The following is a 24,247-nucleotide window of genomic DNA, read 5'->3' as shown; positions in this document are numbered from 1 at the left end:
GGGCGACTGCCTGCGGAGGCTCGCCGCGGCTCCGGCTGCACCAGATGGCCCGCATGCGATGGTGCGCCTCATCGCACGGGTCATCGGGGTCGCTGTCGAGACGGCGGACATGCTGGTCCACCAGATCCAATTCGCGCGGATTGCGTTATCGCCGCGCAGCGGCGCGCTATGCCCGGCTTGGGGTTTGCCTGACGAGAGCAGCAACCGCCGGCGCGCGAAGGGGCTGGCACGCCGGCAGTGCTTATCCAACTGGTCTGGCGCTTTCCTCCTCCAACGACAGTGCGATGGTCCGATGGTTCCAGGTGCACCCGACGGCCGCAGGCCACGCGTAAGACGATGATCATGGCGCTGGCGCGCAAGCTTCTGATTGCGCTGTGACGCCTCGTCACCACGGGCGAGGCTCCACAGGGGCGTCAGCTTGCGTGCGGCGTGATGGGTGCACGTGGGAAGAGGAGAGCAACACGCACCCATTTGGCTGGCCCGCAGACGTCTGCCGCCGACGATCCGAGGTGGCGGCAACCCGAAGCTATACCTAAGATCGCGGACGTAGAATGGGCCTGCCGCGCCGGAGCTTGGCCACGATGCGAATGTTGCATCATGGTTCAGATCCCCTGAGATCGGCCGAATACAAGTCTTCCCGCGCGCCGCAGGCGCCTGCTCATGGCGAACTCCGCCTCGGCATCCATTGTAGGCACCTCGCGCCGCCGTCAAAGACATTCTGCTTTCGAACCCGGATGGACTGCACGAGGTGATCCGTGCGGTGATGCAGGAGGTGCTCGAGGCCGAGATGGACGAGGCGTTGGGGCTTCGAGAAGCGAACGCATGCCGGAGCGTCTCGGCTATCGGGTTACTACGGCCGTACCCTTGTTACGCGGGTCGGCAACTTGAGCTGCGGGTTCCGCAGGACCGGGCGGGCCGCTTCTCCACGGAATTGTTCGAGCGTTATCAGCGTTCCGAGCGGGCCTTGGCGGCGACGCTTGCAGAGATGTATGTGCAGGGCGTGTCGACCAGGAAGGTCAAAGCGATCACCGAAGAGCTGTGCGGCCATGCGTTCTCGGCCTCGTCGATCTCGGCCATCAACAAGCGGCTGGACGAGAGCCTGAAGGTCCTTTGCCGAGCGCCCACTTCAAGAGCCCTTTGCCTATCTCATCCTCGATGCCCGCTAGGAGAAGGTGCGTGAGGCCGGCATCGTCACGAGCCAGGCGGTGCTGACGCGGTCGGCATCGACTAAGATGGGCGGCGCCAGATCTTGGCAGTGGAAATGGCCAATCGCAAAAGCCGCTCGGCCTGGAGGGATTTCCTCGTCGCGCTGAAGGCGCGCGGCCTCAAGGGCGTCGAGATGGTTGTCTCTGACGACCATGCCGGCCTGGTCGCGGCGATCGGCGAGGTGATCCCCGAAGCCGCCTGGCAGCGCTACGTGCACTTCCTCAGGAACGCGCTCGATCACCTGCCGCGCAAGCACGGCGACGATTGCCTGCAGGAACTCAGATGGCTCTACGACCGGCGCGATCTCGCCGAGGCCAAGGCCGATCTCGCCGCATGGCTGTCCAAATGGTCGGGCCGCTTGGCTGACGACTGGGTGGAGGAGACCATCGAATGCACGCTGGCCTTCTTTTGCCTGCCGCGCCAGCACCACAAGCACCTGAAGTCCACGGATGACATCGACAAGCGTGATTTCGGTTCTCCTGTGCGTTTCTTTGTTCGGCTTCAGGTGAGCTGTTTTTTCGCCCCCGCCTACAGGATTTCCCGTGCGAGCGTGTCGAGACGCAGTCAAGGCTGGCCGGTGCGATTGGCGCCACGGCCGGCTGCGAGGTTTCCAGGCCACGCCTTGACGGCGTCGAGCACGGCGCCATTCTGGAGCGGACCGAGGCGTCGGTCGTGCAGCCACATTTCCTTGTGCTATATTTGTCCGGCACGGACGACCACGTGGCAAAGAGTGGTGCGAGAGGATGAGAGTGCCGCCACGCAGCCGTTATAGTCGTTCCTCGTTTGTGGCGTCCGTGCGCCGCTTCGGCCCTCGTGACCGCCAATGCCGAACCATCAGCTCGTAGGCACGTTCGGCGTTCTCGGCCGCTGCTTTCTCGCTGTTTCGCAACTCCTTCACGTTGTAGGCGTAAGCCGAACCGCGGCGACCGACACCGCGCTCGCCTGGCGCGCCAGCCTTGAGAGCGAGCTGCCTCTGCTTTGCCGCCACCAGCGCCGGGCGAGCCCAGAAGTAGTCCTGCTCCTTTGTCAGCAGATGCCAGATCAACACGGCGAGCTTGCGGGCGAGCGCCACGGCTTCGACCTGATGGCCGCGCTTGTTGCGGATGCGCAGGAAGAAAGCCCTGAGCGGTCCGGGCGCCTTCGCCGCCGCCCAGGCGGCCTCGACCAGCATGGCGCGGGCATGGGAACGCCCATGTTTGCTGATCCGGCCATATTGCGCCAAGCCAAGACCGGATTGACGCACACGAGGATTGAGGCCGAAGTAGCTCACCAGCTTCTGCGGTTCGCGGAACCGCCGGATGTCGCCGACGGCGGCGATGATACCACTCGCGACGATGGCATTGACGCCGGTGATCGTCTGAAGCCGCCGGACTTGCACATCATCAACTGCTTCCCGGGCGATCTCCCGATCGAGGTCAGCCGGATCCTCGGCCAGGCGGTCGATCTCGCGGATGTGGCGAGCGATAGCGGCCCGCTCGTCGTCGGGAAGCACCTGCCGCTCGAGCCAGGCGCGACCCCGACGGTTGAACAGATCGGCATGCGGGCACTTCGGCACGAGGTGCGCCTGCAGGATGCCATGCACCTCGTTCTTCACGCGCGTGCCATGCCGCACGACCTGGTTGCGCCGCGCGACGAGGCGGCGAAGCCGCTCAGTCCGCTCATCGGGAACCCAAACCTCCGGCAGAAAGCCGCTGGCATGGAGCTGCGCCAGAACCCCGGCATCGATCTTGTCGGTCTTGATCCTGGCATGGGCGATCGCCTTCCGGCGGGCGACGCGATACCTACGGATCCGCGCTCTCGGCGCAACCGGGCAGGTCGCAGGGGCGGCCAGCTACTAACGCGAGCTCGCAGCTCATCGAATAGATCGGCCTGCCCGCACCTGGCTTACTCCCGGTGCCCCTGTCCCGGATGGTCGCACCATACGCCGAAAATCGATCATCTCCAGCGGGGATCGGATGGCACCGTCATGATCATACCGGTTACCAACATGCTGGAACGCCTCAACGAGGAAATCCGCCGGCGCACCTATGTCGAGCTCATCTTCCCCAACGCCGAAAGCTGCCTGCGCCTCGTCAGGGCGCTGGCCTTCGAAACCAACGAGAACTGGATGGAGGCCAACCGATACATCAACATCGACGACTTGCGCGAGCACAAGAAGCTCGCGCTGCGCCAAGCGCATAACCAGCTTCATGGCCGCCCTTTTTCAGAACTTGACGCACACAACCCGCCAGCGCCTTGCAGCCGCCATGCTCGGCCACAATGCGCTGCGCTCGACTCGTGGTCTAGGGTTTTGGCGAACCAAAAGTGACATTCATCGCCACAATAATGGCCTGCCCTTCTCAGTTGGCCGCGCATCGCGACGAAAATCACAACCCCGCCCTGGCGCGCATGTCGGGGCGAGCCGGGAGGCGGTAAATCTGGGGGCTACAACCCTCTCGCGAGTCTGCGCAGTTTGTCGTCGGTCCACAAACCAAAATGCCAGATGGCCATCTGAAAACGCGATGGCAACGTCCAGAACATTATATTGGTGAACTCAATACCGAGTGGCGCATACTTAGGAGGCAGCGAATGAATCGCAAGCGCCCGTCAACCCATGTCCGCAAAAATCGAGCGAAGTGAAGTGCAGATCAAAGATGTCCTGCTCGTGCCTGGCAACGGCGCATTTTTCTATGACGATCAGGAAGCCATTAGGTCCGGCGCGATCCAGGACGGCTTCATTTATGTCGGCGCACCGATAACCCCTGGGTTCAAGTCGATTCGCATTCCAGCATCTTCGCTCAGCGTCGGGCTCGTCCTTACCGACGACACCGTTGTTTGGGGCGACATGATGAACGTCCAGTACTCTGGTGCCGGTGGACGCGATCCGCTGTTCGACACCAATCAAATCTCAGATTTAACGTCACGCGTTGTCGCACCGCGGCTCCTTGATGTCGATGCCTCTCGCTTTCGTGGTTCTTGCACGGATGTCTTGGAAGCGCTCGAACGGCGGTTACCTCTGGCTGTTGAGTATGGCGTCAGCCAAGCTCTTCTCCGCGCAGCCGCCCATCTTCAGCGCAAAACGATGGCGGAGATCATATGCGGTGAATTTAACCTACCGCTGCCAAAGCATAGAGTCCCGATCTACTGCCAGAGCGGTGATGCTCGCGAAATCAACGTTGATAAGATGATTTTGAAGGGCGTGGATGTGCTTCCACACGGCCTGATCAACTCTCGGCAGAAATTCGGCGTCGACGGCCAGACCTTCATGGATTTCGTGAAATGGGTTGCAACGCGCACGCGCCAAATCGGCCGCCCGGGATACAACCCGGTGCTGCATTTTGATGTTTATGGGTGGATCGGCCAGGAAATCGGTCTGGAACCGCAACGGATTGCGGACTTTATCTGCAAGGTTGCAGATACCGTCCCGGGTTTCACGCTGAATGTTGAGTCCCCGGCAGATTTTGGTTCGACGCACGCGCAAATTGAGAATTACGCCGAGATCGTATCGATTCTGGACAACCGAAATTCCGGCGCTCGCATTGTCGTCGATGAGAGATGCAATACGTTAGAGGATGTTCGGCTCTTTGCCGAAGCGAAGGCCGCGCATCTGGTCCAAATCAAGACCCCAGACGTCGGCTCAGTCGCCGATACGGCTCGCGCGGTCCTTATCTGCAAGGAAAACAAGGTGGGGGCTTATGTCGGTGGGAGCTGTACGGAAACGGATCTCTCCGCCCAGGCGTCAGTCCACGTCTCTGTAGCAACCCAGGCCGACATGATGCTCGCAAAGCCCGGAATGGGTGTCGACGAGGCATTCTCAATCGTTGGCAACGAACAAAACCGGTTGCTGGCGATACTGAACCGTCGTCGGGCTCAAAACGAAAAAGTCGGATGAAAAGCACGGTGTCACATGCAGAACTCTCTTGAGGGGATCACGATCGTAGCCGTAGAGCAGGCGGTGGCGGCGCCTTATGCCTCGTCACGGCTTGCGGATGCTGGGGCGCGTGTCATCAAGATTGAGAGGCCGGAAGGGGATTTTGCCCGAAACTACGACAAGTTGGTGCGGGGACAGAGCGCTTACTTCGTTTGGCTCAACCGGGGTAAGGAGTCGGTGTGTCTGGACCTGAGGTTGGAGGCAGACCGCGAGGTCCTCGACATGCTCATTGCCTCTACTGACGTCTTCATCCAAAATCTGAAGCCGGGCAGCATAGAAAAGCTTGGCTTTGGGTCTGTGGATCTCCGTCGACGTTTTCCGCGGCTGATCACCTGCGACATCTCTGGTTTCGGGGAGACAGGGCCGTATTCCCATTTGAAAGCATATGATCTCATCGTTCAGGCTGAAACGGGTCTGTGCGCGATCACCGGCAACCAACAAGGACCCGCGCGTGTGGGGGTTTCAGTTTGCGACATCTCGGCGGGCATGACCGCGCATAGCGCTATTCTTCAAGCGCTGTATCACCGCGAAGTCACCGGCGAAGGAACCAGCATCCAGGTGTCACTGTTCGATGCTCTAGCCGATTGGATGAACGTGCCGGTTTTGCAAAACGACTACAGCGGGTATCACACGGTGCGCGCTGGCGTGAAGCATCCGTCGCTGGCGCCATATGGCGCGTATCGGTGCGCCGACGGCAAAGAGGTTGTCTTTTCGGTGCAAAATGACCGCGAATGGCTAAATTTCTGCGAGAAGTTCCTTAAGCGAACCGAGCTGACACGCGCACCTGGTTTTTCCGACAACATGGAGCGCCTCGGTAATCGGGTGCAACTTGACGAGATCATCGCGCTGCGCTTTTCCGAACTGTCCTGTCACGAAGCAATGCAGGAGCTTGAGGCAGCCGGTCTGGCATATGGCCGTCTAAACGAGGTGGCGGATGTTTCTGGGCATCCCCACGTTCGCAGGGTAACCGTTGGCACACCCGAAGGAAATATAGAGACGATAGCGCCGGCGGCGATCTTCAACGCAGAGCGTCCCTCGCTGCGCCCGGTTCCGGCTCTTGGCGCTCATACGCAAACTGTCCGGGAAGAGGTTCTGGGGCGTTTGCGCGATAGGGCCGCGTCAGCATGAGCGCGGATCGTGTCGGTAGGTGGACGCGTTCGCGATTTACAGAAAGCGTGACGGTGCCTTGCCATCCAGTGCGGGAACTCGGCAAACTGGCTGCTACCGTCCTCGCTAACATCGGCCGCAGAGGCACTCCGTGATCAAGGACACCGTTCCGGCCGTTGAAAGCTCGACGTCTGTGCCCCGCTGGAGATCTCTGCTCTTCGTTCCCGCTCACGTTTCCCGCTTCGTGGGGACGGCTCATGAACGCGGGGCGGATGGCGTTATACTGGACCTCGAGGACTCCGTTCCCCAGGATGAAAAGGCTGAGTCACGGCGGCAGCTCCCTGAATCGGTGGCAAAGGTGGGCCGCAAGGGCGCATCTGTTTTGGTGCGCGTGAATCGTGGTTTGCGGGCGTTGGTGGCGGATCTCGATGCAGCTGTGGTGGCAGGCGTTGATGCGCTTGTCCTTCCAAAGACGGATTCGGCGGAGTGGGTATCAGAGATTGCGAATGCCGTATTGGAACTTGAAAGAGAAAGAAATCTTGTACAGGGACGCATCCGTTTCCTTGCCCAAATCGAGACAGCCGCAGCCCTGCACAAGCTCGCGGCCATAGCGTCGGCCCATCCCAGGATGGTTGCAATGGCGCTTGGCCCTGAAGACTTCAGTACCTCTGTTGGCGGCACGCCGGAGTTCGACCTTCTCTTGGCGCCGAACCTTTCCGTTCTTTTTGCCGCCCGTGCGGCCGGGTTGCTCCCTCTGGGCTTTGTTGGAAGCATCGGCGAGGTTTCAGACACTGATAAACTTCGTGAGGCCGCGGCGCATGCGCGGCGCCTTGGCTTTGCCGGAGCTTTGGCGATCCATCCGACACAGGTCGCCATATTCAATGAGGCCTTCTCCCCGAGCGCACAAGAACTCAAGTGGGCTCGCGATGTCATCGCCGCAAAGAATGATGCGGCCGCCCGCGGGCTGTCTGCATTCTCGTTGAATGGTAAGATGGTTGATCCGCCGGTGGTTCGGCGCGCCCACGACATTCTGGCTCTCGCGGGCCGCAACTGACCTACCTCCGATCAAGGGAGACCGGGCATCTTTCCGTCTTGCTGGCCATCTCGTTTCGAGATAATACGAAGAGACTGGGAAAATGCCTCAGTTGGGTTAAACCGTGGATATCAGGCAGTTAAAATACTTTGTCGGCGTCGTGGAAGCCGGCAGTTTTACGAAGGCCGCTGCGCTCCTTCACGTTGCTCAAAGCGCTCTAAGCCTGCATGTGCGGCAACTGGAGGAAGGATTCGGCACCCAGCTGCTCGTTCGCGATAGGACCGGTGTCAGTGTCACGGCGTCCGGCGACAGGCTGCTTGAGCGCGCCCGGATCATCCTAAGAGAAATTCAGCTCACTGAAGCGGAACTGACCAACACGGTGGCTGCTCCTTCCGGAGAAGTGACTATTGGCATTCCATCCGGCGCCGCTCGCGTGCTTAGTGGTCCCCTGCTTGAATCTGTAAGAAGCGAACTGCCAAGGATTTCGCTTAAGATGATCGAGGGCATGACGGGACCGCTGGAGGAATGGATGGCTGCTGGCCGCTTCAACCTGGCAGTCCTGTATCGCACTGCCGAGAGCGTGGGGCAAATGACGGTGCTCGCCCGCGAAGAGTTTTACCTGGTAGTGCCGCCGGGTGAACCGCCTTTTGAAGATTCGATCCCGCTCGTCGACTTGCACGCCTTTCCCCTGGCGGTTCCGATGCGCAATAACAATGTCAGGCGTTCGGTGGCTGATGTCGTTGCGCAACACGGTTGTGTCCTCGACGTAAGATTTGAAGTCGACTCCCTATCTACGATCATCAATATGGTTATGGAAGGAAAGGCGTATTCTATCCTTACGCCGTCGGCCATTCAGAAAGAGGCGTCTCAAGGCCGCGTCCGGACGGTGAAGATCATTGATCCGGTGATCACCCGGTCCGTTGTCCTTGCCGTTAACCCGAAAGATGAGCGCTCTCCAGCCGTCTCTGCCGTCCGCAATTTGATTCCCAAGGTCGTCAGGACATTGATCGAGAGCGGACACTGGTCAGCCACGGCTCCCGACCGGGCTTAGCCCATTCTTCAAACCAAGCTCTTCCAGCGCTATCGCCGCGCTCGCGGTTGCCTGAGCTCTATCAATCTGTCTTCGAGATGGTCTTGGTCGACATTCCATATTTGACCGGGCGGGACCATCGCGATGAAACTGCAGGGAAGCCAGCCCATGGTCGGAATATCGGCTGGTATCGCACTGAATTTAGTCAAGCGGAGCACGTTATGTCCCACGCCACGAGCTATGAGCTCTTTATCGATGGTAAATGGCGAGCCGCTGGTAACAGAGCCACGTTGCCCGTTATTAACCCGGCGACGGAGAAGGTATTTGGCTCGGTGGCCTCGGCGACGGTGTCGGATCTGGACGAGGCCCTCGCTTCGGCAGAGCGCAGCCGCAAGGCTTGGTCCTCACGGCCTGTAAAAGAGCGCGGCGAGATCCTCGTAGCAGCCGCCAGGTTTCTTGCCGCCAAGGCAGGCGGCGCAGCGAAGGATTTGTCGGCTGAACAGGGAAAGACGATTGCCGAGGCCACAGGTGAGTACGCGCGCGCTGTCGAAACGCTGGAGTGGAACGGCACCCACGCCGAACAGCTTTCGGCCCCGATTCCATTGGGCCCGAACAGGATGATCGTCCCAGAGCCCCTCGGTGTCGTTGCTGCCTTCACGCCTTGGAACTATCCCGCCGTACTCATCGCCCGCAAGCTCGCCCCTGCGCTGGCAGCAGGCTGTCCTGTGATTCTGAAAGCTGCGGAAGAGACGCCAAGCGCCGCCGTTAATATCGTCGAAGCCTTGCGCCAAGCGGGTATCCCGGATGGCGTAGTCAATCTCGTCTTCGGTGTACCGGTGCATATTTCGCGGCATCTCCTCAGTTCCCCAATCGTGAAGGTCTTGACTTTCACGGGCTCCACGGCAGTTGGAAAACAGCTGGCCTCGCTCGCGGCGAATAATTTGCAGCGCTGCGTACTTGAGCTCGGTGGACACTCGCCAGTCGTTGTCTGCGAGGATGCGGACCTTGCAGAAGCCGTCCCGGCAATAGCGGAATACAAGTTCGAGTGCGCGGGCCAGAGCTGCAACGCGCCGAGCAGAATTCTGGTTGCGCGGACACTCTATCAGGAGTTCCTATCCCGAATGACGGAAGCCGCCCGCAAGATCAAAATCGGTCCACCGGATGACCCTGTGACCGAGATGGGCCCAATGGCGAACGCGCGGCGAATTGAGGCCATGCAGCGTCTTGTCCAGGATGCGGTCGATCGCGGCGCCCACATCGAGACTGGCGGCACCCGCCTGGACCAGCCCGGTTTTTACTGGCCGCCAACCATCCTGACAGGGGTGCCAAAAGATGCGAAAGTGCTTCATGACGAGCCGTTCGGACCGATCCTCACCGTGGCGCCGTTCGACACGATCGAGGAGGCGATCGAAGAAGCCAACGCCACTGAGTATGGCTTGGCCGCCTACTTCTTCACCGCCGCCCCTAATGCGAAACGGGCGCTGATCGATGGTCTTTCGGCGGGCGCGGTCAGTGTGAATTACCTGAAAGGGGTTTCGGCAGATGCGCCGTATGGAGGCATTAAGCAGAGCGGCTATGGATACGAAGGGGGTGAGCAGGGGGTGCGGAGCTTCCAAAGCCTGAAAATGGTCAACGGCCTCGGCTCATTTGGATGAGATCCGGTGGGAAATAGATCGCGGATCATCGCCGGCACGGACATCTCAAGGAGCGTCGCCGACGCTCTTCAGTATATCTCATACTACCATCCTCCAGATTATGTCCGGTCTCTTTCGCAGGCGTATGCGCGCGAACAAAGCCCGTCGGCGAAGAATGCTATCGGGCAGATTTTGCTGAACTCGCGCATGGCGGGCTTCGGACGGCGCCCGATCTGCCAGGACACCGGTCTTGTGGTGGTCTTTGCAAAGGTCGGCATGGGGGTCCGCATTAAATCAGCGGCGAGTTTCGCCGACCTCGTGAATAGGGGCGTTCGCCAAGCATATCTTGACCCCGACAATCCCCTTCGACCGTCGATCGTCTCGGATCCGCTTGGCCGACGATTGAACACGCGTGACAACACACCGGCAGTCGTCCACGTGGAACTCGTGCCTGGTAACCAGATTGAAATCACCATAGCAGCAAAAGGGGGCGGGTCCGAAAACAAAGCGCGTTTCACCACCCTTAACCCTACCGCGTCGGTTGCCGACTGGGTGGTCGACACGGTTTCGACCCTTGGCAGCGGATGGTGCCCACCTGGCCTGATCTCGGTTGGCATCGGTGGCAGCGCTGAAAAGGCTATGCTGCTGGCCAAGGAGGCCATGAACGAACCTATTGACATGTCGGAACTGACCGCCAGGGGGCCGTCAAGCGCGGAGGAGACACTGCGGATTGAGCTTTATGAGCGAATCAATGGGCTAGGCATCGGCGCCCAAGGCCTAGGTGGCCTGACAACAGTCGTGGACGTCAAGGTTGCAACCTATCCTACCCACGCCGCGTCCAAGCCAGTCGCCCTCATTCCGCAATGCGCCGCCAACCGGCACCTGACGTTTACATTGGACGGCACAGGGCCGGTCCAACTCCAACCGCCCGACCTTTCTGAATGGCCACAGATCGGAAATGAAGACTTGCACACTGCCGACGTCCGGCGGGTTAACCTCAATGCGCTCACAAAGGAGAAGACAGCATCATGGCGCTGCGGGGAAACCCTCCTTCTGTCCGGAAAGATGCTGACGGGCCGTGACGCCGCTCACAAGCGAATGGTCGATTTGATCGATGCCGGCGAAACGCTTCCCGTCGATCTGCGAGGACGCGTGATCTACTATGTCGGACCTGTCCGAGCGGTGAGGGACGAGGTCGTCGGGCCGGCTGGCCCAACAACCTCCAGCCGGATGGACAGTTTTACTGAAAAAATGCTCGCCGTGACGGGGCTATTTGCGATGATCGGCAAAGCGGAGAGGAGCCCGGCAGCCATCGAGTCGATTGTCAGACACAAGACGCCCTATCTCATCGCAGTGGGTGGCGCTGCGTACCTGATTTCAAAATCGATCAAGACCGCGCGGATCGTGGCCTTTGAAGACCTGGGCATGGAAGCCATCCATGAATTCGAGGTGCAGGACATGCCGGTTATCATGGCAGTCGATGTTGCAGGAAACTCTATTCACAATTCCGGGCCACTCGAGTGGCGTAAGCGCATGGCTGCCGATACGATTGCGCGCAACATTGGAGTCTAATAATTCCAGTTGGCCAGCCTGCAATGCCTTGTTTACACACAGACTATGAAAGGCAGTGAGAAGCTTTGTTTTTGTTTTGGGCAAGCTGTGCGCATGGTCTTATGCCTCCGCCAGCACCGCCTGCGAGGAACGCAACGCTGGGCTGGCGGGACCGGACCATGGAGCGTGGCGCAGACCCAAGGCAGACTAACGTAAAGTTCAGCCCGGCAATGTCATGAAGTCGAAACTCAACACGGTTCGCCTGGACGCATGGGACCTTCGGATCCTCGCGGAGCTTCAGACAGACGGTCGGATATCAAAGAGCGAACTGGCGAAACGCGTTCACCTCTCCGCGTCGGCTTGCTCGGAGCGGCTCCGCATACTCGAAACAGCAGGGATTATCGAAGGCTATTGCGCGCGGCTGAGTCCATCCCTCACCGGGGGTGTGATTTTCGTGATGGTGGAGGTCGTGCTGGATCGTCATCGCCTCGAAGATCAGCGACACTTTGAGGCGGCAATTCAAGGCATCTCCGAAATCTTGGACTGCTGGGCGATCGGGGGCCGGGTCGATTACCTAATGCGCGTTGCAGCTCCTTCTATGGCTGCCTACCAGGAATTCATGGAGGGTTTGCTGCAGGTTGGACTCGGGATCGACCAATATTACAGCCTTATCGTGACGAAATCCGTAAAATCCAATTCGCCCATTCCATTGTCCGCGCCGAGACAACGGTGAGTTCCGAGTCCGTGTTTTCGACGGAGTTTGAAGCAACTTCCGTGGATTCATCGGCCACGGACGTACATTGCCGTGGAACGTGAAGTGGGACCGTCGGTATAGTCAGCCTTTGACGAGCGGGACGGAGTGTTTCCGCCGGGCGATCAACGGGAGAGCGACAATGAGCCTGACCAATCTGGGAACCAAGCAAGTCCAGGAAAAGGATCGGAGCTACGTCTTTCATCCGTCCACGCATTTGGCAAAACACAGCCGCGGCGAGACGCCAAACCGGATCATGGCAGGAGCGGAAGGCGTCTACATCTGGGATACCGAAGGCCGAAAGAGCCTCGACGGTTTCGGTGGCCTCTACTGCGTCAACATGGGATACGGATGCACGGAGATCGCTGACGCCATTGCGAAGCAAGCGCACGACCTACCGTTCGCTCATGTCTATGCCAGCCAAGGCACAGAGCCCGTTGCCCGCTTGGCGGAGGCCGTGGTCGAATATTTCGGGCAAAACATGCAAAGAGTTTATTTTGGCCTGTCCGGTTCCGATGCCAACGAGACCAACATCAAGCTCGTCTGGTACTATAACAACATTCTCGGTCGCCCTGAAAAGAAGAAGATCATTTCGCGACATCGCGGTTATCACGGTTCCGGCCTAGTCACTGGAAGCCTCACAGGTCTTCCGTTCTTTCATAAGTTCTTCGACCTGCCTTTGAACCTAGTGCGCCACACGACGACCCCACATTACTATCGCCAAGCGCATCAGGGCGAATCCGAAGAAGCCTTCTCGAAACGTTGCGCCTACGAACTTGAAGCGCTCATTATTGCCGAGGGTCCAGAAACAGTTGCAGCCTTTATCGGAGAACCGGCACTTGGGACCGGAGGCATCGTTCCGCCCCCCCGGGGGTACTGGACGGCCATTCAAGAGGTGCTGGACAAGTACGATATCCTTTTGATCGCTGATGAGGTGGTTTGCGGTTTCGCACGCACCGGTGCGAAATTCGGCTCCCACCTTTATGGAATGCGCCCGGATTTCGTCACGATCGCCAAAGGCGTCAGTTCCGCTTACCTCCCCATCTCCGGATCAATTATCGGCGACCGCGTCTGGTCGGTCCTGGAAGAAGGGACAGAGAAGCATGGGGCTCTCGGCCATGGCTGGACATATTCGGGACATACCCTTTGCGCGGCAGCCGCACTTGCCAACATTCACGTCCTCAAGGAAAGAAATATCCTGGAGCATGTCCAGGATATTGGCCCCTATTGGCTTTCCCGCATGAAGGCGGAACTGGAGGGACATCCCATTGTCGGCGAAGTTCGCGGCGTTGGAATCCTGTCCGGCGTGGAGCTGATGCGGGATCCCAAAGCCCGCATACCTTTTGAGCCCGAGCTGCAGGTAGGCGTGCGGGCCGCCGCTGCCCTGCTTGAGAACGGTGTCATCGGCCGGGCCATGCCGCACAGCGATACTCTCGGCTTTGCCCCGCCACTGATCATCACCCGGGACGAAGTCGAGATCATCGTCGATGCGACGGCAAAGTCTGTTGACACGACGTACCGCGCCTTGAAGGCCGAAGGCGCGGTTTAATCTTTGCGAGTGAAACGACTTTTGTCCGGTCCTCCCATTTGACCGCGGATGTTGCGCCGCGAGCCCTGCCGGCGCACCTCCCCGCTGGCAGGGCCCATTTTTGAGGCGTTGCAGGTCCGCCGCATCGGTCAAATGTATTGTTTGGGAACTACGATAATGATCCCTATGAAGCCACTATGATGCCGAGCATCTGGACTTGCTGCCACCTGCAGGCAAGTTGCCGAAAACCCAGGCAAGTTACTGATAAGGGCAGACATGCAATCTGTCTTCGAAAGATTTTTGGAACAGCTTTCAGAAGGCGTCGATGAGGTCGACTTCCGCAGGGCCCTGGCCTATTTGAGCTCACAACTCGACCTGCTCGCCTTCGCCTATCTCTCGCTCCCGCCGCGGCAAGGTGACAAGCCCACGCTGATCTCCAACTATCCGACGTGCTGGACAGCGCGCTATCTTGAGCACCAGTACCAGAGCATTGATCCCGTGATCGTGCGCGCCCGGGGCGGCGGATCCCCCTTCCGATGGGGCTCTTCGCTACCCGGTGTTGAGCCATCAGCAGCTCAGCGTAGGCTCTTCGACGAAGCGGCGCAGTTCGGCATCTGCTCTGGTTTGACGATCCCGATTGTCGATCTTCGAGGCAATTTCGCGGCGATGACCTTTGCCGCTGACAAGCGTGATGCTTCATTTATCCGCGCCGCAGAACGCTATGAACACGGTCTCCCTTACGTCGCGACCTGTTTTCATATGTTCGTGCGTCAGAAGCTTTCGGCTGATCGACTGGTGGATGGCGTCTTACTGACGGCGCGAGAATACGAGTGTCTGCAATGGGCCGAGAAGGGCAAATCCAATCGGGATATCGGCTGTATCCTGGGAATCACGCGGCATACGATAGCGTTTCATCTGGCGAACGTCCGCAGGAAACTTGACGTTAGCACGACCAGACAGGCAGTTGCCCGTCTCGCGGCCTCAAATTCTTCGCGTTCCTAAATCTGGCTATACCTCCGCAACTATATAGGCTGCCATAGCGTGAAGCTTTGTCTCCAATGACGGGGAGATTTCCCCGAAGAGGAGGCTTCCATGATCCAACTGATTGCACCAGACTGCTATGAGGACTTTGCCGATGATCTCCATGCCATGCATCGCCTCCGCTACCGTGTCTTCAAAGAAAGGCTCGACTGGCAGGTAAGAGGCGGTGGCTACGAAATCGACTCATTTGACGCATTGAGACCGCACTATCTGTTGCGGCGGGGTTTCGAGTGGCGGGTAGATGGTTGCGTGCGCCTTTTGCCCTCGACTGGCCCGACGATGCTTCACGATACCTTCCCCATGCTATTAGACGGAAAGAGGGCACCCGAGCATCCACGCATCTGGGAAAGCAGCCGCTTCGCGCTTGACATTGCCTCGTCGGCACTGAAGGGAGCGGGCGGCATTGCGATCGCTACCTACGAACTCTTCGCCGCCATGATAGAGTTGGGCCTCTCACACCAGCTCAGCCACATTGTAACGGTCACCGATTTGCGCATGGAACGCATCCTTCGCCGCTCCGGCTGGCCGTTGGAGCGCATTGGAGAGCCGCACACGATTGGCGCCTCCCGCGCCTTGGCCGGCTATTTGGAAGTGTCGGAAAAGATGCTCCAGGCGGTTCGGCAAAACGGTGGGATTGCCGGTCCGGTGTTATGGGCGCCGGTACTTCGCAGGGTGGCATGATCACGCCGGGAGCAGAGGCATGCCATATTTGTCGCGCCAGATGACGATCATCATGAATGGTAAGATCGCTGCTCCTATGCCTGCACCGCTCACTTGCATTAAATGGCTGGGCCTGGGAGTTCTTGCGTCGCAATCCGCATTTCGGGTGATCTGGTCTCTGCCCTCCAGCAGACAATTACGCTGTCGCGCGAAGCCTCTATCGACGTGACCGCTTCGGCCGGGGATCTTTCGCGCTGGGGTGTTTTGTTTCGCACCGTACGCACGTAGCGCGGTCGTGCTCTGGTCCGCGCCAGTGCGCAAATGTATTACGGTCGTCTCGGAATGGTCTTCTGCATCGCCAGCCGCGTCGCCGTTCCATCTGACGTCATTGTCATGTCGAACGACAGTGCTGGTTGGCCCGACGAGAATCAGCACGTCCATCTTCGCACTGCGGGGCGCACCATCCAGCTTGAGTTTCTGGAGCGGATATTCTTCAGCCAGCTTGCCTTCGTGCTGAGGCGATCTGGCCAACGGGACTCAGAAGCACCTCGAATGCCTAAATGCCGTTTGTATCGACGGAGAGCTACCCGCTCGCTTATTTCGGCGCGAAAGACGCGCAGCCTGATTGAGGTTCGTTCTTCGCGCCCTCGGCTCGCTGGAGCATCCCCACCGCGAAATCGCTGAGGCGCTGATTCGCGAAGGGCGCGATCAGACCGACTGGAAAGATCTGGCGACCATCTGCGCGATCGCATTCGCTCGTGGCGTCGCGCTGATGAATGGCGGGTACCGGACTTTCTGCTCAGAATAGGCGTCGCGACCCGTGTTGCAGTTCGTTCGGCGGACAGTTGCTTGCAACCGGTCGTCACCATCCAGTTCGCACGGTTAATATGGCTGCGGACTACCTTGCGGGCGCGCACCGGTTCGACGATCGGGTCGATGCCGAGAATGAGATTGGCCATTTCTTCCACGCCGACATTGTCGGCGCAGGCGTCGAGGATGAGCAGGTAAATGCTGCGATGTTGCCTGTCGTAGCTCGTGATGGTGTCTGACCAGTGGACAACGTCGCTGAGCTTCGCGTCTTACCTGTTCCCGTTGTTCGATTCATGGCTGCAGCGCACCTCACCAGTTAAGCGCTATCCACGCAACATATCCCAAAATGGGATAATCCGAAACCGAGATTAGTCGCTGAGCCGGTTTTTACCTGACCGGTTCCCTCTAATGCCCAAATCACTTCGGTCTCCACGTCATCAGCGATTCCTGGCGCAACTGATATCGCTGCGCAATGCAAAAGGCCTGACCCAAGAGCAGGTGGCCGAGAAAATTGGCCGGCCGCAATCTTTCGTGGCCAAGTACGAAGGAGGAGAGAGGCGTCTCGATGTCATTGAGTTTCTCGACGTAAGCGCGGCGCTTAGCGTTGATCCGTGCGAAATTCTGGCCAGGCTCCGGTCATAGTAAGCGGCCGCGTGCCTTAACGCGCGCGGAGTGCTCATTGACCGAGCTCTTCTGGCGCGCTCGGGCGGTCTCGAACATCCGGCCCGACCTGACAAAGAACGCCGCGCCAGACTGACATTCTTGTTGCGCTCGGATGACTCGCTGGAAGCATTCGGCCATCGAGACGCGCTCTTCGGCGAATGGAGCGCGTCCAGTCCGGCTGAAACTACCCTTCCAATCACATGCGTGACGTAACCGCCGCTCTGATAACTGCGTGACAGCTGCGGGTCCTCATCTTCGTCCCGGTCGTTGGGATGCGGTCCGCCGTCGAGGGCGGACCTTTTCGGTCGCTTTTGCCGACCCCGCTTCCAGTTCCGGGAGGAGGGCGCAACTGCCGAGCGGAGGACCAGACAATGCGTGCAAACAACAGTGTTCCGGCAATCGACGGGCTGGGGCGGCCAAGGTCGGACACTCAGGCGCTTGCCTCACCAGATCAAAGCGCATCATGCCGAACTTGAGCGCGGTGGCCCGCTGCCGGTTTCGTGGACACCGAGATAAGGTGTTTAAGGAACTGGAGAGAGTGGAAATGCAGCGAAGGAAGTTCAGCCGCGAGGTTCAGGCTTGAGGCAGTGAGGCTGGTGAAGGGGTGTCGCGGTGACCTTTTTTAGGATGTCGCGCTCCGCCTTCAGCTTCGCGACTTCCCTGCGCAGCCGATCAATCTCGAGCTGCTCAGGCTTCATCTGCCCCTGACCGGGAAACGCATGCTGCGGATCGGCCAATAGCTCGCGCACCCATTTGCGCAGCACATTCTCGTGGAGATCGAGGTCGCGGACCGCCTGGGGTAATCGCTCTTCGGGCCGGATGCTGCTGGCACATCCTGCGGAGTCGTATCAAAGCTCGCTTTTGATGCGGTCACCGATCAGTCCCCATTCGAGTGGGGTGTCCAAGCTTTGAACAGCACTACGAACCGGGTCAATTGACAAGAACGTGGCCGAGGTTTGCAGCCACCGTCAACCACGCATATTGGTAGGTATGCCGCCGTTGAGGAAGAGGTATGTTTGCTCACGGTGAACTAGTTGTGGAACGAGCTCTAGAATCTAGTTCTTTTAAGAAGCGCATTCTCGATCCCAACAATGTGCACCTAGCCGCAGGGATGCCTTGTCAGGGGTATGGAGGCACAGCGTCGATATTTCGCTTTGGCCCGGGCCTCATGATAGCTCCGGGAGGCAGGGGTTTGGGGTGAGAACACTGAGGCCGCTAGTCGAGCCCTCGCTCGATGCGCTGCTCAGCGCCAAGGCCGCATTAAGAAGGTACACACGATGGTCGATAGGGTTTTTGATCGCAGCAACGCGCTGTATGTGAAGAACGTTCCCCGAAAAGGCCGCGGGCTATTCGCGGGTATCACGTTCAAGACTGGAGATTTAATTGAGAGGTCTCCGACGTGGGGTTTTGACGATCGGCAAAAAAACCTTGTGGACATGACAGGAATACTACAATATTACTTTGTCCGCGGTGACAAAGAACAGAAAGATGGTCCCATAGGGCGTTATGTTGTTTTTGGACTTGCGTCCTTGGTGAATCATTCTTTAAGCCCCAATGCAGAAACGGTTTGGACTGACGAGGAGTCTGGCGCATGGGCGAGCCTTGTAGCAATCAGAGACATAAAGGAGGATCAGGAAATAACCCAGAAATACACGAACATTTCCGATTATCCGAAAGCTATCAAGTTCGTTGAATAATACCGCTACAGAATAGGATAACTCGTATCTGATAGATAAAATCGGCCGACAGAATAAGATCTAACGCCAATTGACAGCCGTAATTTTGGCAACAATGAGAAAACAACAGATAATCCAAAAATAACATCCAGTGCGGAGAATGGCATGGCTGGTAGTTTTTCTTATGACGAGAGTGTGGCTTCCACATATGAACAATATACTACCTTACTAGGAAAAGTTGAAGAGGCAGACGAAACTGCTGCCTTCCTTGAGCGACTTTCCAGAGGAGGAGTGGCTCTTGAGCTCGGTATTGGCAATGGGCGCGTGGCGGTGCCGTTGAGCGAGCGTGGGGTCAGGGTCGAAGGCATCGACAATTCGGACAGCATGTTAAAACTTCTCGCTAAGCGTACTGATCTGATCAAAGCCTGGAAGGGAGACATTGCCCATTTCAGTTCAAAACAACGGTACGACCTAGTCTATTGTGTTTATAGCACATTCACCCTGCTCTCCACGCGTGAAGAGCAAATAGCTTGTCTTCGAGCGGCTGCAGAGGTGTTGAAAGACAACGGGGTTGTGGCAATAGAAGTTCGGGTCCCACCATTGGACGGTTTAGTCGGCGGCCAGAAAACTACGACTACGTTCGTTGATCATGAGAATACCTTCGTCAATGCGGTAATCCACGACCCGGTAAAGCAGAACTTGGTTTCAACTATCCTCTGGTTTTCCGGCACCTCGGTTAGGCGTTTGCCGCAACGCGTTCGGTACGTTTATCACCAGGAGCTCGATACGATGGCTCAATGCGTTGGGCTGGAGCTGGCGGAGCGTTGGGGAGACTGGGCACGGGGCGCATTCACGAATGAGTCCAAAGGTCATGTCTCGGTCTACCGGCAAACCAGACAGTCGTCGGTGACCTGCCTCTGAAGGTCGATCCGATGTTTGTAGAGCTCGGCGGTTTTTGATCGCAACACCTTGTTGGCCGCCGTTTAGCCCGACGAGACCTGGACTAGGTCCGATACTTCAATGTTGAGCCGCCGGGACTGTCAGAATTCTGTACAGCAGGTTTCATCATTTTCGCGGGAGACTACGCCCATCCCTGCGTTCCCCGGCGTTCGACCTGGATCCGCTGGGTATTGCAATTCCGCAAACGCCCATTTGACGTCCAGAAATCTAAACTCGGGCTGCGCGCTTCGACACCAGGATACGTTGGTGGATGCCAGGCGGGTTCAGTTGGTAAGTCAAGCCCGCATCCGCTCGCCCTTCGGGTCATACATCGGTTTGAGCGAGACTTCCGCGGCAAAGCACTCGCCGGCGATCTCAATCTCGTACGAAGAGGAGAGCAGGGCCGCCTCGCTTTCGTCCTTGCACGATACATAGCCAAGGCCGAGGGCTCCACCGAGCGTGTGCCCGTAGTCTCCGGAAGTGATTGTTCCCGCGATCCGACCGTCTCGGAAAACGACTTCGTTCTTATGAATTAGCTGGGCAGGATCTTTAAGGCGGAACTGAACCAACCGACGGTCAAGTCCCGCCTCGAGTTTTCTCAGCACGGCATCGCGGCCAATATATCCAGGCTTTGCCGTATTGACAGCGAAGCCCAGCCCCGCTTCGAGCACGTGATCCCCGCTTCCAACATCATCGGGGAGGTGCCGACATGCCTTCTCCATACGGCACGAGCCGATGGCATGGAACCCACACAGCTTGAGTCCGACATCGGCGCCCGCCGCCTCGATTGCTTCGAAGACATGAGCTGCTTGGTCAGTCGGAATGTAGATCTCCCAGCCCAGCTCACCGACACCGGTCACTCTATGAGCCCGCGCCAGACCCATGCCGATCTCAATCTCCTGCCAGGTGCCGTACGGGTTGGCCTCGTTGGAGAAGTCATTAGGACTTACCTTGCCGAGCAGTTCGCGCGAATTCGGTCCCATTACTGCCAGGGTGCTTTCCGACGCCGACATATCGGTGATAACGAGGAACTCGTCGTCTAGATGCCGCCTAAGCCAAGAGAGATTGGGTTGTAGTCTGGAGGCCGAAACGACCAGCAGGAAAGCCGTCTCCGTGAGACGACTGACGGTCAGATCGCTCTCGATCCCCCCTTGCTCGTTCAGCATTTGCGTATAGACGATCCGGCCAACCGGCACGTCGACATCATTGGAACAAAGCCGCTGGAGGAAGGTGGTAGCGTCGCGGCCCTCCACTCGGATTTTTCCGAATGAGGTCAAGTCGAAAACAGCAACTCGCTCACGAACCGCCATATGCTCGGCGCGCTGATTATCAAACCAGTTTTGGCGATACCAGGAGTATCGGTATTCATGCTCCTGGCCCTCCCTGGCAAACCAGTTGGCTCGCTCCCAGCCCACCATCTCACCGAACACCGCCCCGCGTGCCTTGAGATGTTGATGAATTGGTGAGCGTCGAATGCCGCGTGCTGTTGTCATTTGACGAGCGGGAAAGTGGTCGGCAAACGAGAGTCCCACCACCTCCGAGACCCGCTCTCTCAGGTACGAACGGTTCTTCTGAAAGGGCTCTATCCGACGGATGTCTACGCCCGATAAGTCGAAGGGCGGCTCGTCGTCATTCATCCACTGCGCCAGCGCTAAGCCCGCACCTCCTGAGGCAGCCATCCCTGTACTGTTGTAACCACACGCCAGCCAATAGCCCCTAACACTAGGAGATTCACCCAAGTGATATTGGTCGTCCGGAGTGAAGCTTTCTGGCCCATTGAAGAAGGTACGAATACCGGCTGTAGCCAGCATCGGAATTCGTTTTAGAGCCATGTCCACAATAGGTTCAAAATGCGCAAAGTCCTCCGGCAACTGATCGAAGCAGAAGCTTTCCGGGATGCCGCCCATTCCCCAGGGTTTCGCCTTCGGTTCGACCGCCCCGAAAAGAATTCTTCCTGCATCTTCTTTGTAGTATGTATATTCGTCAAGAACACGTAAGACCGGCAGCCGAGTTAATCCACCTATTGGTTCTGTAACTATGTAGAAATGTTCGCACGCATGCAATGGAACCGCGACGTCGCTTCGAGCGCCGAATTCCCGTGCCCACATGCCAGCACAGTTTACGACGTGTTCGGTTGCAATCAGCCCTCGCTGGCCCTCCTTCTCCCAGGTTACGCTGTGTACCCGGCCATTCCTCACCTGAACACCAGCTACATTGACTCCTTCAAAGATTGCGGCGCCGCGCTGACGTGCGCCTTTGGCCAGCGCCATTGCGACGTTGGCCGGATCACATTGTCCGTCATTAGGAAAATGAAGCGCTGCAGTGACATCAGACACATCGATATGAGGGTACATTCCCTCGAGTTCTCGCACAGAGATCATTCGCGCCTCCACGCCGTAGGCAGCTGCGAGAGAGAGTTGCCTGTACAGCTCGTGCTTGCGCTCCGGGGTAAGCCCGATAGACAATGAGCCGACGCGGCGAAGTCCGGTTGCAATCCCCGTCTCTTCCTCCAGGCTCGAGTAGAGTTGCATCGAGTACTTGGTCAATTTTGTCATGTCGCTAGACCCGCGAAGCTCGCTGAGTAATCCGGCGGCGTGCCAGGTCGTCCCGCACGTAAGTTGCCTACGCTCGAGCAGGATCACGTCCGTCCATCCAAGCTTCACCAAGTGATATGCGACGGAGCACCCCGAAACGCCGCCTCCGATTATGACAGCTCGCGCTTTAGAAGGCAGTGGCTTCATTTTAGATACCTCAACCCGGAAAATTCGACTCTCATTGTAAGCTCCGGTTCACCTCTTTTCGGCACCCTCGCTAGAGCCAGGGGAGCGCGTTCTCAGAAGCTCCGGATCAATGGTGAGCTTCGCGAGACCACAAGGCAGATCGCTATCCCTTGTCGCTCCCGCGAAGAGTGCCCGGCCAGAGCCGCATGGTCGGCTGACGGGCGACGTTGTTCATCCTTGATATCTTCGTGGTCTGCGAGGTGTGCCGCCAGTCCAGCATTTAGACCGCGGCCGCTCGGTGCCAGGACCCAAGGTACTCTTGGCGGTGCATGTGTCGGATTATCGGCGCGGAGTGGCGACTTGCCACTGCCTCTGGTCGTGAATGACAGCGCTGGCGGGCTGCCAGCCCGCCCGCGCCGCCCCGCTCGAACGTCAGACGAGGCTCGGGTCGGCAAGCCCCACTGCTCCCACCGCTCCAGAATCGGTTCGACAAATTCGCGACGCCTGGAAGCTGCGGTGATCTGCCGCTTCGCCCGTGGGAACTTCGAAGCGCCAGCTTAGGTTGAGTGAAAACGCGGCTATAGCAAAGACCAAGCTTGTCCCGTTGGATGCCCACGACACCGAGGCGATCACCCCGGTGCGGAAAGTCCGGGTTCTGCTCCATGCCGCTGGTGATCGCGAATGAAGGCCAAGTTCCCCCCATTTCGTTGCTGATGATGGTGGCGAGCGCTGGGTCGGGCGCGAGCGCCATCGCAACTTCATCCAAATCAGGCCTTCTTCGGCGAAGGAGTAGAAAAGGGTTTCTGCCGGATTCACGTTCGTGCTCAAGAAGTTTCCTATACTGTTTAGCTAAGGCCAAGCTCGCGATGTTTGAGGTGGCGGCGTTACTCGATGCCGATTGGAGAGCAAACGCACATTCTTGCGTCGGGGGAACGCTCAGTGTAGCGGGGGCGAAAGCATGTTCGGCGAGCGTGATCATGGGATGGGTCCATGCGGGGCGGTGCTTTGGCAGAACGACAGCACGTGGCATGCCAACCGAGAAAATCATTTCAGAACAACGAGTGACTCTGACAGGACTTGTGTCTCATGTCCGACACCGTCAGAGATCCGACGACAGTGCAATTTTAATCGCCTGGTCGGTCTTCCTGTGCCAGCCCGCAGGAACACCCTGCAAACTCAAGCAGTAAAACTCACAGCGAGCTTCGCTGGCGCGCAGCATCTTCGCTCCAGCGATGCTTCACGTACCCGGCTCTAACCGTAATGACTAACGATCTGAACAACGAAGATCGGCTGTGCGTGTGCCCGACGTCAGAGCAAACTGCCGCCGAACAGCTTGCAATCCACCCTCCACACTACCGCGTCTCCAGGAAAGTCTGGAACGCAGAAGTCGACAGTGCTTTGAAACGATGCCTTTTACCCGCTCACACCACACTAGTTGCGCGGCTTTGGGTCTGTCGCTGTTGCAACCGTAGTTGACAGTGTCAATGGCACACGGTTCACGAAACGGCGGCATTTACGACGAGTGCTTTCGGGCGCTGGTGCTCCGGACCGGTCCTGCTGCTATGGCTCGCGGCATTGCTCCGTGCGTCCCCGTTCAACCACCGTTGGAGATGGAGCGGAGCGAGGTGCTGCGGCGGCTCGCTCCGCCAGGCCCTCCATTGGTCACCGTTGGCGTGCTGTTCCCAGCGAGGCGACTGGGGCGCCTGTTTCGGGGCACTGCAGCTCGACGAGGGAACTCAGGCGGCTGGTCTTTGCTTAAGAAGCGCGATGTCTAAGGGATCAAGTTCCGTATGCCGGAAGCTGCGAAAATATGGTCATTTTCGCAGGAATGCTGCTTAGCCGGTGCAATTGCATCGTCACCCGCGGGTCCTGCAAAATTATTTTAATGCCAAAGCCATTTAACCGGAGTCACGGATGAGAGGCACAGCAACGACCGCGCTACGGGGCTCAAACGGCCGGGCCTTCTGCAAAGATCAGGGGAACGCGCT

The 24,247-nt window shown here is 58.4% G+C and carries 19 protein-coding genes and 3 pseudogenes; 18 read left to right on the top strand and 4 right to left on the bottom strand.

The window, feature by feature from the left end; translation table 11 throughout:
• Positions 1 to 763 precede the first annotated feature (763 nt).
• Positions 764 to 1,978 (top strand): annotated as a pseudogene (locus ACSQ3Z_RS35690) (IS256 family transposase).
• Here ACSQ3Z_RS35690 and ACSQ3Z_RS35685 read toward each other — a convergent pair.
• Complete coding sequence (locus ACSQ3Z_RS35685; protein ID WP_436175789.1) at positions 1,973 to 2,932, bottom strand: IS110 family transposase; 960 nt, start codon at positions 2,930 to 2,932, stop codon at positions 1,973 to 1,975. The pseudogene ACSQ3Z_RS35690 and the gene ACSQ3Z_RS35685 overlap by 6 nt on opposite strands.
• Before the next feature lie 255 nt (positions 2,933 to 3,187).
• On the opposite strand from ACSQ3Z_RS35685, the pseudogene ACSQ3Z_RS35680 reads away from it, so the two are divergent.
• From ACSQ3Z_RS35680 to ACSQ3Z_RS35610, 15 genes and pseudogenes are all read left to right on the top strand, one after another.
• Positions 3,188 to 3,382: pseudogene (locus ACSQ3Z_RS35680) on the top strand (transposase); the annotation flags it as partial.
• 444 nt (positions 3,383 to 3,826) lie between these two features.
• Complete coding sequence (locus ACSQ3Z_RS35675) at positions 3,827 to 5,077, top strand: methylaspartate ammonia-lyase (protein WP_436175788.1); 1,251 nt, start codon at positions 3,827 to 3,829, stop codon at positions 5,075 to 5,077.
• A 15-nt stretch (positions 5,078 to 5,092) separates the two neighbouring features.
• Positions 5,093 to 6,244: a CaiB/BaiF CoA transferase family protein gene (locus ACSQ3Z_RS35670; RefSeq protein ID WP_436175750.1), complete on the top strand. Its 1,152-nt coding sequence runs from the start codon at positions 5,093 to 5,095 to the stop codon at positions 6,242 to 6,244.
• 130 nt (positions 6,245 to 6,374) lie between these two features.
• A complete protein-coding gene (locus tag ACSQ3Z_RS35665) occupies positions 6,375 to 7,277 on the top strand; it encodes an HpcH/HpaI aldolase/citrate lyase family protein (RefSeq protein WP_436175749.1) in 903 nt (300 codons plus the stop codon).
• Positions 7,278 to 7,380: 103 nt separating this feature from the next.
• Positions 7,381 to 8,307: a LysR family transcriptional regulator gene (locus ACSQ3Z_RS35660; protein WP_436175748.1), complete on the top strand. Its 927-nt coding sequence runs from the start codon at positions 7,381 to 7,383 to the stop codon at positions 8,305 to 8,307.
• 200 nt (positions 8,308 to 8,507) lie between these two features.
• The gene (locus ACSQ3Z_RS35655) at positions 8,508 to 9,941 is read left to right on the top strand and encodes an NAD-dependent succinate-semialdehyde dehydrogenase (protein ID WP_436175787.1); all 1,434 of its coding nucleotides are present in this window, start codon (positions 8,508 to 8,510) and stop codon (positions 9,939 to 9,941) included.
• A 6-nt stretch (positions 9,942 to 9,947) separates the two neighbouring features.
• Positions 9,948 to 11,492, top strand: coding sequence for a fumarate hydratase (locus ACSQ3Z_RS35650; RefSeq protein ID WP_436175747.1), 1,545 nt, complete (start codon positions 9,948 to 9,950; stop codon positions 11,490 to 11,492).
• A gap of 214 nt (positions 11,493 to 11,706) precedes the next feature.
• Entirely contained in the window at positions 11,707 to 12,204 is a 498-nt protein-coding gene (locus ACSQ3Z_RS35645) for an Lrp/AsnC family transcriptional regulator (protein ID WP_436175746.1), read from the top strand.
• A gap of 160 nt (positions 12,205 to 12,364) precedes the next feature.
• Positions 12,365 to 13,771 (top strand): aminotransferase, encoded by a 1,407-nt coding sequence (locus ACSQ3Z_RS35640; protein WP_143976551.1) that lies wholly within the window; start codon positions 12,365 to 12,367, stop codon positions 13,769 to 13,771.
• Positions 13,772 to 14,026: 255 nt separating this feature from the next.
• Positions 14,027 to 14,752 carry a LuxR family transcriptional regulator gene (locus ACSQ3Z_RS35635; RefSeq protein ID WP_436175745.1) on the top strand — a complete coding sequence of 242 codons (726 nt, stop codon included), beginning with the start codon at positions 14,027 to 14,029 and terminating at the stop codon, positions 14,750 to 14,752.
• Between the two features lie 90 nt (positions 14,753 to 14,842).
• A complete protein-coding gene (locus ACSQ3Z_RS35630; protein ID WP_436175744.1) occupies positions 14,843 to 15,472 on the top strand; it encodes an acyl-homoserine-lactone synthase in 630 nt (209 codons plus the stop codon).
• Positions 15,473 to 15,528: 56 nt separating this feature from the next.
• The gene (locus tag ACSQ3Z_RS35625; protein ID WP_436175743.1) at positions 15,529 to 15,621 is read left to right on the top strand and encodes a transcriptional regulator domain-containing protein; all 93 of its coding nucleotides are present in this window, start codon (positions 15,529 to 15,531) and stop codon (positions 15,619 to 15,621) included.
• Between the two features lie 455 nt (positions 15,622 to 16,076).
• Positions 16,077 to 16,259 (top strand): hypothetical protein, encoded by a 183-nt coding sequence (locus ACSQ3Z_RS35620; RefSeq protein WP_436175742.1) that lies wholly within the window; start codon positions 16,077 to 16,079, stop codon positions 16,257 to 16,259.
• 79 nt (positions 16,260 to 16,338) lie between these two features.
• Positions 16,339 to 16,500 carry a hypothetical protein gene (locus tag ACSQ3Z_RS35615; protein ID WP_436175741.1) on the top strand — a complete coding sequence of 54 codons (162 nt, stop codon included), beginning with the start codon at positions 16,339 to 16,341 and terminating at the stop codon, positions 16,498 to 16,500.
• 169 nt (positions 16,501 to 16,669) lie between these two features.
• Positions 16,670 to 16,903 (top strand): helix-turn-helix domain-containing protein, encoded by a 234-nt coding sequence (locus ACSQ3Z_RS35610; RefSeq protein WP_436175740.1) that lies wholly within the window; start codon positions 16,670 to 16,672, stop codon positions 16,901 to 16,903.
• 638 nt (positions 16,904 to 17,541) lie between these two features.
• On the opposite strand, the pseudogene ACSQ3Z_RS35605 reads toward ACSQ3Z_RS35610, so the two are convergent.
• A pseudogene (locus ACSQ3Z_RS35605) lies at positions 17,542 to 17,721 on the bottom strand (transposase); the annotation flags it as partial.
• A gap of 480 nt (positions 17,722 to 18,201) precedes the next feature.
• Between ACSQ3Z_RS35605 and ACSQ3Z_RS35600 the strand changes: the two are divergent.
• Both ACSQ3Z_RS35600 and ACSQ3Z_RS35595 read left to right on the top strand, forming a co-directional pair.
• On the top strand, positions 18,202 to 18,621 hold the full coding sequence (locus ACSQ3Z_RS35600; RefSeq protein WP_436175739.1) for an SET domain-containing protein-lysine N-methyltransferase: 420 nt from the start codon (positions 18,202 to 18,204) through the stop codon (positions 18,619 to 18,621).
• Between the two features lie 144 nt (positions 18,622 to 18,765).
• Entirely contained in the window at positions 18,766 to 19,521 is a 756-nt protein-coding gene (locus tag ACSQ3Z_RS35595) for a class I SAM-dependent DNA methyltransferase (RefSeq protein WP_436175738.1), read from the top strand.
• 314 nt (positions 19,522 to 19,835) lie between these two features.
• Here ACSQ3Z_RS35595 and ACSQ3Z_RS35590 read toward each other — a convergent pair whose 3' ends face one another.
• Together ACSQ3Z_RS35590 and ACSQ3Z_RS35585 are read right to left on the bottom strand one after the other, a co-directional pair.
• Positions 19,836 to 22,280, bottom strand: a complete 2,445-nt coding sequence (locus tag ACSQ3Z_RS35590) for a GcvT family protein (RefSeq protein ID WP_436175737.1) — start codon at positions 22,278 to 22,280, stop codon at positions 19,836 to 19,838.
• Positions 22,281 to 22,691: 411 nt separating this feature from the next.
• Positions 22,692 to 23,087, bottom strand: a complete 396-nt coding sequence (locus ACSQ3Z_RS35585; RefSeq protein WP_436175736.1) for a hypothetical protein — start codon at positions 23,085 to 23,087, stop codon at positions 22,692 to 22,694.
• Positions 23,088 to 24,247 lie beyond the last annotated feature (1,160 nt).

This window comes from Mesorhizobium sp. LjNodule214, assembly GCF_964252735.1.
Taxonomy (GTDB): Bacteria; Pseudomonadota; Alphaproteobacteria; order Rhizobiales; family Rhizobiaceae; genus Mesorhizobium.
Note: the sequence above shows the minus strand (reverse complement) of the source record. Positions and strands in the feature narration are given on the sequence as shown.

Bases quoted from the DNA above. Each gene is read 5' to 3' on its own strand.
- ACSQ3Z_RS35615 (WP_436175741.1), top strand. From the start codon at position 16,339: ATGGCTGCGGACTACCTTGCGGGCGCGCACCGGTTCGACGATCGGGTC.
- ACSQ3Z_RS35595 (WP_436175738.1), top strand. From the start codon at position 18,766: ATGGCTGGTAGTTTTTCTTATGACGAGAGTGTGGCTTCCACATATGAA.
- ACSQ3Z_RS35630 (WP_436175744.1), top strand. From the start codon at position 14,843: ATGATCCAACTGATTGCACCAGACTGCTATGAGGACTTTGCCGATGAT.
- ACSQ3Z_RS35670 (WP_436175750.1), top strand. From the start codon at position 5,093: ATGCAGAACTCTCTTGAGGGGATCACGATCGTAGCCGTAGAGCAGGCG.
- ACSQ3Z_RS35640 (WP_143976551.1), top strand. From the start codon at position 12,365: ATGAGCCTGACCAATCTGGGAACCAAGCAAGTCCAGGAAAAGGATCGG.
- ACSQ3Z_RS35590 (WP_436175737.1), bottom strand. From the start codon at position 22,280: ATGAAGCCACTGCCTTCTAAAGCGCGAGCTGTCATAATCGGAGGCGGC.
- ACSQ3Z_RS35600 (WP_436175739.1), top strand. From the start codon at position 18,202: ATGGTCGATAGGGTTTTTGATCGCAGCAACGCGCTGTATGTGAAGAAC.
- ACSQ3Z_RS35635 (WP_436175745.1), top strand. From the start codon at position 14,027: ATGCAATCTGTCTTCGAAAGATTTTTGGAACAGCTTTCAGAAGGCGTC.
- ACSQ3Z_RS35625 (WP_436175743.1), top strand. From the start codon at position 15,529: ATGGTAAGATCGCTGCTCCTATGCCTGCACCGCTCACTTGCATTAAAT.
- ACSQ3Z_RS35610 (WP_436175740.1), top strand. From the start codon at position 16,670: ATGCCCAAATCACTTCGGTCTCCACGTCATCAGCGATTCCTGGCGCAA.
- ACSQ3Z_RS35655 (WP_436175787.1), top strand. From the start codon at position 8,508: ATGTCCCACGCCACGAGCTATGAGCTCTTTATCGATGGTAAATGGCGA.
- ACSQ3Z_RS35645 (WP_436175746.1), top strand. From the start codon at position 11,707: ATGAAGTCGAAACTCAACACGGTTCGCCTGGACGCATGGGACCTTCGG.